The organism is Micromonospora sp. NPDC049044, assembly GCF_040649215.1.
GTDB lineage: Bacteria > Actinomycetota > Actinomycetes > Mycobacteriales > Micromonosporaceae > Micromonospora.
Window position 1 is genome coordinate 85550 of the sequence record NZ_JBEZFA010000022.1, and the last position, 13869, is coordinate 99418.

At 72.4% G+C, this 13869-nt stretch carries 10 protein-coding genes; 6 read left to right on the forward strand and 4 right to left on the reverse strand.

Going from position 1 to position 13869, the window contains the following annotated elements:
* Positions 1-69: 69 nt before the first annotated feature.
* Complete coding sequence (gene pcaF, locus AB0B85_RS19530) at positions 70-1275, reverse strand: 3-oxoadipyl-CoA thiolase (RefSeq protein ID WP_357409129.1); 1206 nt, start codon at positions 1273-1275, stop codon at positions 70-72.
* Positions 1276-1381: 106 nt separating this feature from the next.
* Between pcaF and AB0B85_RS19535 the strand changes: the two genes are divergently transcribed.
* From AB0B85_RS19535 to AB0B85_RS19550, 4 genes are all read left to right on the forward strand, one after another.
* Positions 1382-2347, forward strand: coding sequence for a glutathione S-transferase C-terminal domain-containing protein (locus tag AB0B85_RS19535; RefSeq protein ID WP_357409131.1), 966 nt, complete (start codon positions 1382-1384; stop codon positions 2345-2347).
* Positions 2340-3017 carry a DUF998 domain-containing protein gene (locus AB0B85_RS19540; protein ID WP_357409133.1) on the forward strand — a complete coding sequence of 226 codons (678 nt, stop codon included), beginning with the start codon at positions 2340-2342 and terminating at the stop codon, positions 3015-3017. Before AB0B85_RS19535 ends, AB0B85_RS19540 begins: the two co-directional genes overlap by 8 nt.
* Before the next feature lie 220 nt (positions 3018-3237).
* Positions 3238-4530, forward strand: coding sequence for a dicarboxylate/amino acid:cation symporter (locus tag AB0B85_RS19545; protein WP_357409195.1), 1293 nt, complete (start codon positions 3238-3240; stop codon positions 4528-4530).
* 68 nt (positions 4531-4598) lie between these two features.
* Positions 4599-5666 carry an NADH:flavin oxidoreductase/NADH oxidase gene (locus tag AB0B85_RS19550; RefSeq protein WP_357409135.1) on the forward strand — a complete coding sequence of 356 codons (1068 nt, stop codon included), beginning with the start codon at positions 4599-4601 and terminating at the stop codon, positions 5664-5666.
* A gap of 50 nt (positions 5667-5716) precedes the next feature.
* On the opposite strand, the gene AB0B85_RS19555 is transcribed toward AB0B85_RS19550, so the two are convergent.
* Positions 5717-9241, reverse strand: coding sequence for an ABC transporter ATP-binding protein (locus AB0B85_RS19555; protein ID WP_357409137.1), 3525 nt, complete (start codon positions 9239-9241; stop codon positions 5717-5719).
* Positions 9242-10040: 799 nt separating this feature from the next.
* On the opposite strand from AB0B85_RS19555, the gene AB0B85_RS19560 reads away from it, so the two are divergent.
* Positions 10041-10601, forward strand: coding sequence for a hypothetical protein (locus AB0B85_RS19560; protein ID WP_357409139.1), 561 nt, complete (start codon positions 10041-10043; stop codon positions 10599-10601).
* Between the two features lie 169 nt (positions 10602-10770).
* On the opposite strand, the gene AB0B85_RS19565 is transcribed toward AB0B85_RS19560, so the two are convergent.
* On the reverse strand, positions 10771-11610 hold the full coding sequence (locus tag AB0B85_RS19565; RefSeq protein WP_357409141.1) for a GNAT family N-acetyltransferase: 840 nt from the start codon (positions 11608-11610) through the stop codon (positions 10771-10773).
* 405 nt (positions 11611-12015) lie between these two features.
* Between AB0B85_RS19565 and AB0B85_RS19570 the strand changes: the two genes are divergently transcribed.
* Positions 12016-12597, forward strand: coding sequence for a PadR family transcriptional regulator (locus AB0B85_RS19570; RefSeq protein WP_357409143.1), 582 nt, complete (start codon positions 12016-12018; stop codon positions 12595-12597).
* Positions 12598-12694: 97 nt separating this feature from the next.
* On the opposite strand, the gene ispG is transcribed toward AB0B85_RS19570, so the two are convergent.
* Positions 12695-13867 (reverse strand): flavodoxin-dependent (E)-4-hydroxy-3-methylbut-2-enyl-diphosphate synthase, encoded by a 1173-nt coding sequence (gene ispG / locus AB0B85_RS19575; protein WP_357409145.1) that lies wholly within the window; start codon positions 13865-13867, stop codon positions 12695-12697.
* Positions 13868-13869 lie beyond the last annotated feature (2 nt).

Here is a 13869-nt window from a genome sequence, read left to right on the forward strand (position 1 = left end):
GGCGCGGGACGGCGCCGGCAGGCGTACGCGAGCACCGGCCGACCCGCGGGTCGTGTGGTGTGGACCACTCTAGGCGGCTGACTCCAGCAACAGCGAGATGCCTTGACCGACGCCGATGCACATGGTGGCCAACGCCCGGCGACCGCCACGGCGACGCAGCTCCAGGGCGGCCGTCAGCGCCAGCCGTGCGCCGCTGGCCCCGAGCGGGTGCCCGAGCGCGATGGCCCCGCCGTTGGGGTTGACGTGGTCGGCGTCCACCGGCAGACCCAGCTCCCGCAGCACCGCCACGGACTGCGCGGCGAACGCCTCGTTCAGTTCCACCACGTCCAGGTCGCCCACCTCGACGCCGAGCCGGGCGAGCAGCTTGCGGGTGGCCGGCACCGGGCCGATCCCCATGATCCGGGGCGGCACACCGGCCACCGCCGCACCGCTGACGCGGGCCAGCGGGGTGAGGCCGTACCGGTGCACCGCCGCCTCGCTGGCCACCAGCAGCGCGACAGCGCCGTCGTTGACGCCCGAGGAGTTGCCCGCGGTGACGGTGCCGCCCTCGCGGAACGGGGTGGGCAGCGCTGCCAACTTCTCCAGCGACGTCTCCCGGGGGTGCTCGTCGACAGCGACCAACCGGGTCTCCCGGCGACCGGCCGGCACGGATACCGCCACGATCTCCTCGGCGAACCGGCCGTCGGCCTGCGCCTTGGCCGCACGCTGCTGGGAGCGGTACGCGAAGGCGTCCTGCTCGGCCCGGCTGACGCCGTACTCGGCGGCCACGTTCTCCGCCGTCTCCGGCATCGAGTCGACCCCCCACCCGTCGCGCATCAACGGGTTCACCAGCCGCCAACCCAGTGTGGTGTCGTACACCTCGGCCGACCGGGAATACGGCGACGTCGCCTTCGGCATCACGAACGGCGCCCGGCTCATGCTCTCCACCCCACCGGCGATCATCAACTCCGCGTCGCCGGCCACGATGGCCCGGGCCGCGGTGGCGAGGGCGTCCAGCCCGGAGCCGCAGAGCCGGTTGACGGTGCTGCCCGGCACCTCCTGCGGCAGGCCGGCCAGCAGCGCCGCCATCCGGGCCACGTTGCGGTTGTCCTCACCGGCCTGGTTGGCGCAGCCGAGCACCACGTCGTCCACCCGCGCCCAGTCCACCGACGGCTGGCGGGCGACCAGCTCACGGATCACGTGCGCGGCCAGGTCGTCGGGGCGGGCGGGGGCCAGCGCGCCCGCGTACCGGCCGATCGGGGTGCGGACACCGGCCACCAGGTATGCCACGGTCATCGCGAGTCCTTCGGGGTGCAGACGGCGGGGGGTGGGGGACGCCCACCGGGTCGCGGGGGCTGCCGGCCGCCAGGATATCCGCGCCGGCAACGGATAGGTTGACGGCATGGCTCGGGCCCAGTTCAGCGCAGAGACCAGTGGCGGCGGCGCGTTCGTCCGCCAGCCCAACCGCTTCACCGGGCGGGTCACCGCCGACTCGACCTCCCCGCCCGGCGGCGGCCCGGACGAGCAGGACCGCTGGCCCCTGGAGGCCGGCCGGTACCGGCTGATCTGGTGCCGGGCCTGCCCGTGGGCACACCGGGCGAGGATCGTGCGCGGCCTGCTCGGGTTGACCGACGCGATCTCGCTGGGCACCGTCGACCCGATCCGCGACGAGCGGGGCTGGGCGTTCGCCCTCGACCCGGACGGCTTCGACCCGGTCCTCGGCGTCAGCTTCCTCTCCGAGGCGTACCTGGCCACCGACCCGGACTACACCGGCCGGGTGACAGTGCCGGCGCTTGTCGACACGCTTACCGGTCGGGTGGTCACCAACGACTACCCGCAGCTCACACTCGACTTCTCCACCGAGTGGCGGTCACTGCACGCGCCCGGCGCACCCGACCTGTACCCGGTCGCGCTGCGCCCGGAGATGGACGCGCTGATGGCCGAGGTCCACCACGACGTCAACAACGGCGTCTACCGGTGCGGGTTCGCCACCTCGCAGGAGGCGTACGACGAGGCGTTCCGGGCGCTCTTCGCCCGACTGGACGCGCTCTCCGAGCGGCTGGCCGGGCAGCGGTACCTGATGGGTGACGCGATCACCGAGGCCGACGTGCGGCTGTTCACCACGCTTGTCCGCTTCGACGCCGCCTACCACGGCCACTTCAAGTGCAACCGCAGCAAGCTGACCGAGATGCCGGTCCTGTGGGCGTACGCCCGGGACCTGTTCCAGACCCCGGGCTTCGGCGAGACTGTGGACTTCGACCACATCAAGCGGCACTACTACGGCACCCACCGGGAGATCAACCCCACCGGCATCGTGCCGCTGGGGCCGGACGAGTCGGGCTGGCGCACGCCGCACGGGCGTGGCTGAGCCGGGCCGTTCCGGCACCACGAGCGCACCGAGGGCCGGCGCGGACGTCGCCCGCCGGGCCGCCGGTGCCGCCGCGGCGGGTTGTGCGCTTGCCGGTGCGGTGGCGGTGACGGTCGCCGTGGTCGCCGGTCCCGGTCCCGGTCTCACCGGGTACGTCAGCGAGGCCGGTATCGCCGGCAGTGGGCACGCCGCGACGTACCGGATCGGGATCCTCGCGCTGGCCGCCGCGTTGCTGCTGATCGGTGCCGCGCTGCCACCCGGGGTGTGGGCGGCGGCACCGGCGCTGCTCGCCACCGGTGCGGTGTTCGCGGCGGTGTCCGGGGCGGTGACCTGCTCCGCCGGCTGTCCGCTGCCGCCCTTCGAGCGAGCCACGACAGCGGATCTGGTGCACGGCGGCGCGAGCATCGCGGCCACCGCGTCTGTGGTTTTCGCGATGCTCGCGCTCGCCGCGTCCGGATCGGCTGGTCCGGCGGTGCGCTGGCTGGCCGGCGGGGCCGCCGCGCTGGCGCTACCGCTCTGCGCGACGGTCGGGCTGGCGATGCTGGTCCTCGGCCGGGGCACGTTCGTGGGCGTGCTGGAACGGCTGGTCCTCGTCCTGGCCGTTGTGTGGGGCATAGCCACCGCGACCACCCTCGCCCTGGCCCGCGGGCGAGGAAGTGCCCCTTCCTGACGGATTGACGGCCGCTGTAAGGAGCCTCACCCCGATAGCCCCTTCCATTGAGCCGGAACAGGCGTAACCTCGCCTAGCGATGACCAATGTCTGGGGCCTCACCGTCCGCCTGTATGTCGATCTCCGACTACAGGCCAGCGGCATCTGTCCGGGCTAGCTGCGCTTCCACGCCTGCCCCGATCAGACCGGACAATTGGATAACTTCCTCATGCCCTTCAGCCTGCGCAAAATCCCCTTCTCCGTGCAGATCCTGCTCGGCCTCGTGCTCGGCGTCGCGCTGGGCTTCGTGGCCCGCTCCAACGACGTGAGCTGGCTGACCAGCACTCTGCACACCGTCGGCAGCCTCTTCGTCCAACTGCTCAAGCTGGCCGTACCGCCGCTTGTCTTCACCGCCATCGTGGTCAGCGTGGTCAGCCTGCGCGGCGTGGCCAACGCCGCCCGGCTCGCCCTCAAGACCCTGATGTGGTTCGGCATCACCGCGCTGATCGCGGTGAGCATCGGCATCGGCCTCGGCCTGCTCACCAACCCGGGCAAGGGCGTGACCCTCGACCTGGGCGGCGCGACACCGCCGAAGAACACCGGCTCGTGGACCGACTTCCTCACCGGCATCGTGCCCACCAACCCGGTCGGCGCGTTCGTCGAGGGCAACGTCCTGCAGATCGTCTTCCTCGCCGTCGTCATCGGTGCCGCGGCCCTGCTCGTCGGTGACGCCGCCGAACCGTTCGTGGCGCTGAACCGCGCCCTGCTGGAGATCGTGCAGAAGGCCCTCTGGTGGGTCATCCGGCTCGCCCCGATCGGCACCCTCGGCCTGATCGGCAACGCCGTCGCCTCGTACGGCTGGGACCTGCTGGCCCCGCTCGCGAAGTTCACCACAGCCGTGTACGTCGGCTGCGCGATAGTGCTGTTCGTGGTCTACCCGCTGGTGCTGGTCCTCGCCGGCCGGCTCAACCCGCTGCGCTTCTTCGCTGGCGCCTGGCCGGCGATCCAGCTGGCCTTCGTGTCCCGCTCCTCGGTCGGCACCATGCCGGTGACGCAGCGCTCCGTCGAGCGGCTCGGCGTTCCCCGCGAGTACGCCTCGTTCGCGGTGCCGTTCGGCGCCACCACGAAGATGGATGGTTGCGCCGCCATCTACCCGGCGCTCGCCGCGATCTTCGTGGCCCAGGTCTTCGGGGTGCAGCTCGGCCTCACCGACTACCTGCTCATCGCGTTCGTCTCGGTGGTCGGCTCGGCGGCGACCGCCGGCCTGACCGGCGCGATCGTGATGCTCACCCTGACCCTCAGCACGCTGGGCCTGCCGCTGGCGGGCGCCGGTCTGCTGCTGGCCATCGACCCGATCCTGGACATGATCCGCACCGCCACCAACGTGGCCGGGCAGGCCCTGGTGCCGACAGTGGTCGCCGCCCGCGAGGGCACCCTCGACCGGGTCGCGTACGAGTCCGCCGGTCGGCGTGACCTGATTGAGCCGGAGCCGGTAGTGGAGACCCGCCCCGAGCTGAGTCCTCTTCCCGCCTGACCCGAGTACACCGACGACAGGCCCCTCCCCCCGGGGGGCCTGTCGTCGTCTCCGAGAGGATGACCCCCATGAGTTCCCTGTTCACCCCCCTGGCCCTGCGCGCGGTCACCCTGCCCAACCGGGTCGCCATGGCGCCGATGTGCCAGTACTCCGCCGGCCCCGACGGTCTGCCCACCGACTGGCACCTGATCCACCTGGGCAGCCGCGCGGTCGGCGGTGCCGGTCTGGTGATGACCGAGGCGACCGCAGTACTCCCCGAGGGCCGGATCAGCCCCCAGGACACCGGGCTGTGGTCCGGTGCCCACGTCGACGCCTGGCGACCGGTGACGGCGTTCGTCGCCGCCCACGGCGCGGTGCCCGCCGTGCAGCTCGCGCACGCCGGGTTCAAGGCGTCCACGTACCGGCCGTGGGCACCGGGGCGCGGCGGTGTGCCGGACGCCGAGGGCGGCTGGACGCCAGTCGCGCCCGGCTCCGAGCCGTTCACCGCCGGTTACCGGACGCCGACCGCCCTCGACGAGGCCGGCGTCGCCGGCGTGGTCGAGGCGTTCGCGACCGCCGCCGAACGGTCGCTGGCCGCCGGCTTCGCCGCCGTGGAGATCCACGCCGCGCACGGCTACCTGCTCAACGAGTTCCTCTCGCCGCTCACCAACCACCGCACCGACGGTTACGGCGGCGACCGGGCCGCCCGGATGCGGCTCACACTTGAGGTGGCCCGCGCGGTACGCGCGGCGGTCGGCGAGGACGTGCCGGTGCTCACCCGCATCTCGGCCACCGACTGGGTCGAGGGCGGCTGGACGATCGAGGACAGCGTGGTGCTCGCCGCTGAGCTGGCCGGCGTCGGCGTCGACCTGGTCGACACCTCCTCCGGTGGCGTCAGCGCCGACCAGCGCGTCCCGCTCGGCCCCGGCTACCAGGTGCCGCTGGCCGCCCAGATCCGCCGCGAGGCAGGGGTGCCCACCGGCGCGGTGGGTCTGATCGTCGAGGCGGAGCACGCCGAGCAGATCATCGCGGGCGGGGAGGCCGACCTGGTGCTGCTCGGCCGGGAGTTGCTGCGCGACCCGTACTGGCCGCGCCAGGCCGCCGCGAAGCTCGGCGTCGCGTACCGCGGACCCGACCAGTACGCCCGCGCCTACTGACACCGACGTCGGTCGGGCGGCTGCCGTAACCTCGGCAGCCGCCCGACCGCTCAGCCGGCCAGGTGTGACCAGTCGCCCTCCAGGTCCTGCCAGCTGCCCTGGGCCGCGACCGCCCCGCCGAGCAACACCACCACGTGGTCGGCCCGCACCAGCGCGGCGCGCTTCGCCGTCGAACCGACGACCGTCACCCCGTGCTCGCGCAACGCCTGCCACAGCGCCAGCTCCGTGGTGACGTCCAGCGCCGACGACACGTCGTCGGCGACGAGCAGTTCGGTACGCGGTGCCAGCGCGCGGGCCAGCGCCAACCGCTGCAACTGCCCGCCGGAGAGCCGGGTGCCCTTGTGCCCGATGAGCAGACCCAGCCCACCGCCGGCTGCGGCCAGGTCGTGGTCGAGCTGGGCGGTGCTCACCGCGCCGGCCGCGTCCACCTGGTGCCCGAGCGCGATGTTGTCGGCGACGGTGCCGGACAGCACCCGGGGCAACTGGCCGACGTAGCCGACCTGGTTGGGTCGCAGGAACAGCTCCGGCTCGGTGACCGGGTCGCCGTTCCAGGCCAGCTCACCGGTGTGGTGCACGATCCCGGCAAGCGCCCGCAGCAGCGAGGACTTGCCCGCACCCACCGGCCCGACGACGAGCACCAACTGCCCCCGCCGCACTGTCAGGTCCACGTCGCGGACGGCCACCGTACCGTCGGAGTGCACCACCCCGAAGCCGCGCAACTCCAGCCGGCGCAGCGGATGCCGCGGCGCGGGTGTCGGCGCGGGCGCCGTCCCGGCGGCCAGGTCGACAGCCGGAACCCCGGCGGAGTACGCGCTCACCCCGGTCATCGCCGCCGTACGCCGCGTCCAGACGCGCGCCGACGGTAGCTGGGAGATCAGCGAAGCGGTGGTCCAGGCGAACCAACGCGCCGCGCCCAGCGTGGACACGGCCACCAGCACCGCCCCGGCGGACAGCGAGCCGCCCAGGTAGAGCGCCCACGCGCCGATCGGCAACAGGCCGCTGGCCATCGACGGCGTGGAACGCGCCCACACCTGCACCGAGATCTCCCGCCGCTGCCGGTCGCTGCGCAGCACGTCCAGGTCCGCCAGGTGGCGCAGCACCGCGGTGGTAGCGCCGGCGAGCTTCACCGTGCGGGCCGCGGAGAGCGCGGAGACCAGCGCCGTCGCGAAGGCGGCCCGTGCCGCCACCGTCGCCCGCGCCGCCCGTTCGAGTCTCGGCCCGAACAGCGTCGCGGCCAGCCCGGAGACGACCATCGTGCCGAGGAAGAACAGGCCAGGCACGACGCTGCCGGTGACCGCCGTCATGGCGACCACCAGGACCAGCGCGACGGCCTGGTCCAGCACGTTGTCGGCGAGCTGGACCACCCGCTCGGTGTCGCCGCCCTGCGCCACGACCTCGGCCGGGGTGTGCGAGCTGACCCGGCGCGGCCCGGTCTGGCCGTGCACCAGACGCAGACCGATCCGCAACATCTGCCGCACCCACCACTGCGGGAACCAGACGTGGGTGTAATACGGCAGCGGCAGGGTGACCAGGAGCCCCGCCACGATCCCGATCGCCGGCAGGTACGGGTTGCCGGTCCCGTCGACCAGGTCGGCCCAGAGCCACGGCAGCACCGGCCCGTCCAGCCCCAGCAGGCTGAGCCCGAGGAACAACCCGATCGCGGCCATCCCGTAGCGGGGATCGTTGAGACAGAGCCGGAAGATCTCCCGCAGCGTCCGGGCCGGCGGCACCGGCGGCAGCGGTGGTGGGTCGGCCCGCGTCCGCCCGACCTGCCCGGCCGGCCCGGCCTGCTCCACCGGCTCGCTCGTCGGCCCGCTCGGCCAGGCCTCGGCCGGGCCGGGCCCGACCAGCAGGTCGGTGCCCGCGCCGGTACGGCCGCTCGGTGCGGCGCCGGCGTACGCGGCGGCGTGACTGGTGGCCAGCAACTCGGCGAAACGCGTCGACGTCTGCAGTGGACCGGCCTCGACCACCGCGCCGTCGGCAAGCACCACCACCTCGTCACAGCGGCGCACCGAGGAGAGCCGGTGCGCGATGACGATGCCGATCCGGTCGCGCAGCAGTCGTTCGGTGGCCCGCTGCACCCGCGCCTCGGTGACCGGATCCAGCCGCGCGGTGGCCTCGTCGAGGATCACCACATGCGGGTCACGGACCAGGATCCGGGCGAACGCCACAAGCTGCTCCTGGCCTGCGGAGAGCACGTGCCCGCCCTCGCCCAGCCGGGTCGCCAGTCCGTCGGGCAACTCGGCGATCCAGCCGGCCAGGCCCAACTCGTCGAGTGCCCTCGCCGCGGCGTCGAGCAGCTCGGGGTCGTAGAGCGCGACGTTCTCGGCGAGCGTGCCGGCCAGGATCTCGGTGCGCTGCGGCACCAGTGCCACCCACCGGCGCAGTTGCTCGACGTCGAGGTCACACAGGTCGGTGCCGCCGAGGAAGACAGTGCCCGTCGGCACGTCGACCGCCCTGGTGAGCACCTTCGCCAACGTCGACTTGCCCGAACCGGTCCGCCCGATGAGCGCGTACGAGCGGCCACGCGCGAAGGTGAGGCTGAGCCCCCGCAACGCGGCCCCCCGGCCACCCTCCGGGCCACTCACCTCGTATTCGAAGGTCAGGTCGCGGATGCGCAGGTCACCCTCGGTCGGGCTGGCGCCGCCGACGGGCTCCTGCCGAGCCCCGTGCAGCAACCGCACCCGGGCCCACGCGCCGAGCGCCTCCTGGATCTCCGGCACCATCCGGCTGACATGTTCGGCGGTGGCCCCGAACGCCAGGGCGAGCAACCAGATGGCGGTGAGCCGGGCGGCGTCGATCCGGTCGGTGGTCAACGCCCAGGCCCCACCGAGCACCACCACGCCGATGCCGACCCGGATCGTCGCGGTGGCCGCCGTCGCCACCCGGGCGGACAACACCCAGACCACGCCGCCCCGGGACAGCACGGCGGCGGCCCGCCGGGCGTACAGCCGCAGCACGTACGGCCGGGCCAGGCTGGTGCGGACGTCGTCCTGGCCGTGGACCGCCTCCTCCATCACGGCGGCCAGGTCGGACCAGGCCTCCTCCTCGCGCATCCGGGCCGGGGCGATCCGGGCTGTGGGCCGGCGCAGGCCAGCCCCGAGCAGCACGGTGAGCAGCAGCATCGCGACCCCGGCCGGCCACCACACGGCCAGCGCCACGATCATCGACAACAGGCCGACGCAGAGCCCCTGGGCGAGCCGGGTGCCCTGGTTACGGATCGCCGACGCCACCTGGTAGACGTCGCCGTCGATCCGGTCGAGCAGCTCACCCACCGGGGTGGTCTCCAGGGTGGGCAGGTCCTGCCCGAGTGCGACCCGGCAGAGCCGGCGGCGCACGTCGGCGGACCAGTCCGCGGTCAGGCCGGCCATCAGCAGGCTCACCGCCAGGTCGCTGAGCACCACCGCGACAAGCGCGCCGGCCAGCACGGCGAAGAAACCGGCCGACCGGTGCACAAGCACCGCACCGGCCAGCGCCGAGGCGCCCGCCTGGCCGGCGGCGCCGAGCACGATCAGGACGGCCACGATCGTCATCCGACGTGCCGAGGTGCCCCACAGATCACGGAGCAGGCGCATGGAAGTCCTCCGGGAGTGGGGTGGCGGAGACTTCAGCCTGGCGGCGCCGACGCCCAGATTCAACCGAATTTCCGGCCCTGAGCAGGGCATCATCCCCCGACCGGTGGCGCCGGCCACCACCGCCGCCGGCGTCGGCGGTGAGCGGGCGACCACCTCGGGCGACCCCACGAGCCATCCCCGGCCGACACCTGACGCCACGTCCCGAAAACTCCCGCCACACCCGGACTCCCGATCCGGGCGTTTTGTCCGGCTGGCTACGACTCCGCCGCGCCACGCGCCATCGGACGCCGCGTGATCGACTCGGTTTCATTGATGTCGGGGTGTCAGAACGCACCGGATGCCGCGACTTCCGTGAAGCCGAGTGGATCACGCCGGATTGGCGTGGTTGAGGGATCCAGCCACGGGCAAACTGGGCAGTTTGTCCGGTTACCGAGCCGTGGATGGTGACCGCTCGCGCCAGCGGGGCGGAATGATGGCCGGACCGGGGTCGTTACACACCCTGACGATCGCAGGACCACGGCCAGGTCGCCTCGACCGGCCACCCCCGGAATGACAGCGGTCCGCAGGTCGTTACACCTGGACTCAGGCCCGACCAGCACCCCGCTCCACCGGGTGCCAGCCGATGGGCCGCCCCCCGGAATGACAACGGTCCCCGGGTCGTTACACCCCCCGGCGCCGCGAGCCCCCCGCTCGCAGGCCGCCGACCCCCCAAACTTTTCCCCCTTTTTTGCAGCGCCGGACGAGGTGCTCACATCCGCAGCCCTCAGGCGGGTGTCCTTACCCCCGAAGGAGCTTCCCCATGAACACGATCATCCGTAAGAGCGTGCTGTCTGTTGCTGGTCTCGCGTTCGCCGGTGGTGTGTTCGCCGGTCCGATCGCCGCCCACGCCAACCCGGTCGATGCCAAGCCCGCCGCTGTGGCGGTGCAGACCAGCGCGCCGAAGCCGCAGGGCGACCAGTCCCACATCGACCTGAACGGTGAGCAGACCGCGAACGTCAAGGCGATCATCGCCGCCACGAAGAAGGCCGGTCTGCCCGAGCGGGCCGCGGTGATCTCGATCGCGACGAGCCTGCAGGAGTCGAAGCTGGAGAACCTCGGTCACCTGGGTGACAGGAACGACCACGACTCGTTGGGCCTGTTCCAGCAGCGCCCGAGTTCGGGTTGGGGTACGCCGGAGCAGATCACCGACCCCGCGTACTCGACGACCGCGTTCCTCAAGGGTCTGAAGCAGGTTGACCGGTGGCAGGACATGCCGCTGACCGACGCCGCGCAGACCGTGCAGGTCTCGGCGTACCCGGACGCGTACGCCCAGTGGGAGCAGCAGGCCACCGACCTGGTCGGCCAGCACTGGAACAGCTGACCCCCACCGCACCACCACCGACCGCTGGCCGGCACCCCACAACCCGGGGTGCCGGCCAACGGCGTTTCCGGACTCGGCTGTGCACAGACGGGCCACAACGCGTTGTCGGGTGCGCGGAGATCGCCCAGGATCCGCCGGCGGAGCCACGGCGCGCGGCTCAGGTACGCGGTCAGAAGAGGACTGTGGCGAGGGTGCCGATCGGCTGGAAGCCGCAGCGCTCGTAGACCCGGCGGGCCGGCAGATTGAAGTCGTTCACGTACAGGCTGACAGTGGGGGCGACCCGCAGCAGCGCGTCGCGGACCACTGCCGCCATGGCGGCCGTCGCGATCCCCCGACCCCGCCACTCCGGTGCCACCCAGACGCCCTGGACCTGCGCCGTCCGCTTGGTGACCACTGCCAACTCGGCCTTGAACACGACCTTGCCGTCGACGAAGCGGGCGTACGCCCGACCGGACCGGACCAGGTCGTTCACCCGCCGGCGGTAGCTGCGCCCGGCGTCCTCGGCCAGCGGGGAAACGCCTACCTCCTCGGTGTACATGGCCACCGCGGCCGGGAAGAGCCGGTCGACCTCGCCGGAGCGGACCCGGCGCACCTCCGGGTCGACCGGGACCTGTGGCATGGTGTCGGTGACCAGCAGTGGCTGGTTGGAGCGGACGTCCCGCGCTGGCCCCCAGGTGTCGGAGAGCCGGTCCCACAGCCCCAGCACCGCATCGGCTCGGCCGACGATGGAGGAGCAGAGCCGCTCCTCGCTGGCGAGCAGATCGGCGAAGGCGGCCACGGCGGCGTCGGTAGCCAACACCGGCGTGAGGTTGCCGCCGAGCCAGCACAGCGATTCCAGGTTGCGGCGCGCACCGTACCCCAGGATCCGGCCCTCGGCCCGCCACCAGGAGAGCCCACGCGCGGCTATCCGCTCGGCGACCTGCGCGCCCGCGAACGGGTCATGGTCGAGTAGACGCTCGACCGCGCGGCGCTCCGATTCCCCCAGTTGGCGTACCGGCACCGTCAGCACGACTACCAGCCTGCCAGATCGACCCCCCGCTTCGCCGGTCGAGTGACAAGGCCGGCACCGGCTCGGCCGGCCCGCTGGCCGGCCGGGTCCGCCCGGCCCACCGGACAACCGGGGGCACCAGGGCGCCGAGCAGGAGAAACAGGGCACCAAGCAACAGCCATCCAGGTACGCCCCAGCCCGCCGGGGCCAGCCCGAAGGAGATGCCCCAGCCGGCGGCGGAGTGCCACACCTCCCCGGTCACGTGAGCAAGCCCTCGGCCGACGGTCTTGACGAGGGTTCCGAGGGTGAGGACCCGGGCCGGGCCCGGTGGGGGAAGCAGTCGCATGCAAGAGTACGGGTTGTCGACGATGCATTGCCGATATATCGTTGATGCATCAGCGACAGTACGAGGAAGGGATGAACCCGATGCGGTTCCATCGACAGCACCACCCGATGCACGAGGCTCGGATGCGCGGATTCGGCTTCCCACCGATCCCGCCCGGTCCGCACGAGCACGGACACGGCGGCCCCTGGGGTGGTCGCGGCCGTGGCCGGGGTCGGGGCCGACGCCCCAACGTCCGGGCCGCCGTGCTGGCCCTGCTCACCGAGCGGCCGATGCACGGTTACGAGATGATCCAGGAGATCGACTCCCGCACCGGCGGTGCGTGGCGGCCGAGCCCCGGGTCGATCTACCCGACCCTCCAGCTACTTGAGGACGAGGGCGTGATCGTCGCCAGCACGGAGGAGTCCGGCGGCGGGCGGAAGCGCTTCACGGTGAGCGAGGCCGGTCAGGCGGAAGCCGCCGAGGCCGCGCAGACCCCGGCCTGGGCCGACGTCGCCCAAGGCACGGTGAGCAGTTGGCACGACATCCGCGACTCCGGCGCGCAGGCGATGAACGCCCTGCGCCAGGTCATGATGAACGGCACCGACGACCAGCGTGAGCGGGCCGCCAAGGTGCTCGACGAGACGCGCCGCAAGCTGTACGCGATCCTCGCCGAATCCGAGTGACCCGAGGCCACACCAGCGCCACGGACACGGACACGGACTCAACGACGAAAGCGGCCGCTCCCCACCCGGGGAACGGCCGCTTTCTCCATGTGGAAGATCAGTGGACGGTCACTGTCGGGCCGGTGACCAGCCCGCGCAGTTCCTCGGGAAGCTCGGCGCCCATCTCGTCGGCGATCCGCAGCGCCTCCTCGATGAGCGTCTCCACGATCTGCCCCTCGGGGACCGTCTTGACGACCTGGCCCTTGACGAAGATCTGGCCCTTGCCGTTGCCGGAGGCGACGCCGAGGTCGGCCTCGCGGGCCTCACCCGGGCCGTTGACGACGCAGCCCATCACGGCGACCCGCAGCGGCACCGGCAGCCCTTCCAGACCGGCGGTGACCTCCTCGGCGAGCTTGTAGACGTCCACCTGGGCGCGACCGCAGGACGGGCAGGAGACGATTTCCAGGCCCCGCTCCCGCAGGCCCAGCGACTCCAGGATCTGGTTGCCGACCTTGATCTCCTCGACCGGCGGGGCGGAGAGCGACACCCGGATGGTGTCGCCGATCCCCTCGGCGAGCAGGGCACCGAAGGCGACAGCCGACTTGATGGTGCCCTGGAAGGCCGGGCCGGCCTCGGTGACGCCCAGGTGCAGCGGGTAGTCGCACTGCTCGGCGAGCTGCCGGTACGCGCGGATCATCACGACCGGGTCGTTGTGCTTGACCGAGATCTTGATGTCACGGAAGCCGTGCTCCTCGAACAGCGAGCACTCCCACAGCGCCGACTCGACGAGCGCCTCAGCGGTGGCCTTGCCGTACTTGGTCAGCAGCCGCTTGTCGAGCGAGCCGGCGTTGACGCCGATCCGGATCGGCGTACCGGCGGCGGAGGCCGCTGCCGCGATCTCCTTGACCTTGTCGTCGAACTGCCGGATGTTGCCCGGGTTGACCCGGACGGCCGCGCAGCCGGCGTCGATCGCGGCGAAGACGTACTTGGGCTGGAAGTGGATGTCGGCGATCACCGGGATCTGCGACTTCTTGGCGATCGCGGGCAGCGCCTCGACGTCGTCCTGGGACGGCACGGCGACCCGGACGATCTGGCAACCGGACGCGGTCAGCTCGGCGATCTGCTGGAGCGTGGCGTTGACGTCTGAGGTGAGGGTCGTGGTCATCGACTGCACTGACACCGGCGCACCGCCGCCGACCGGCACCGAACCGACCATGATCTGGCGGCTGGCCCGGCGGGGAGCGAGCGGCGGGGGCGGCACGGCGGGCATACCGAGACTGATAGCTGTCACTT

Excerpts from the sequence above, each read along its gene's own strand:
- AB0B85_RS19555 (WP_357409137.1), bottom strand. The coding sequence starts at position 9,241 with ATGCGCCTGCTCCGTGATCTGTGGGGCACCTCGGCACGTCGGATGACG.
- pcaF (WP_357409129.1), bottom strand. The coding sequence starts at position 1,275 with ATGACCGTGGCATACCTGGTGGCCGGTGTCCGCACCCCGATCGGCCGG.
- AB0B85_RS19560 (WP_357409139.1), top strand. The coding sequence starts at position 10,041 with ATGAACACGATCATCCGTAAGAGCGTGCTGTCTGTTGCTGGTCTCGCG.
- AB0B85_RS19570 (WP_357409143.1), top strand. The coding sequence starts at position 12,016 with ATGCGGTTCCATCGACAGCACCACCCGATGCACGAGGCTCGGATGCGC.
- AB0B85_RS19550 (WP_357409135.1), top strand. The coding sequence starts at position 4,599 with ATGAGTTCCCTGTTCACCCCCCTGGCCCTGCGCGCGGTCACCCTGCCC.
- AB0B85_RS19535 (WP_357409131.1), top strand. The coding sequence starts at position 1,382 with ATGGCTCGGGCCCAGTTCAGCGCAGAGACCAGTGGCGGCGGCGCGTTC.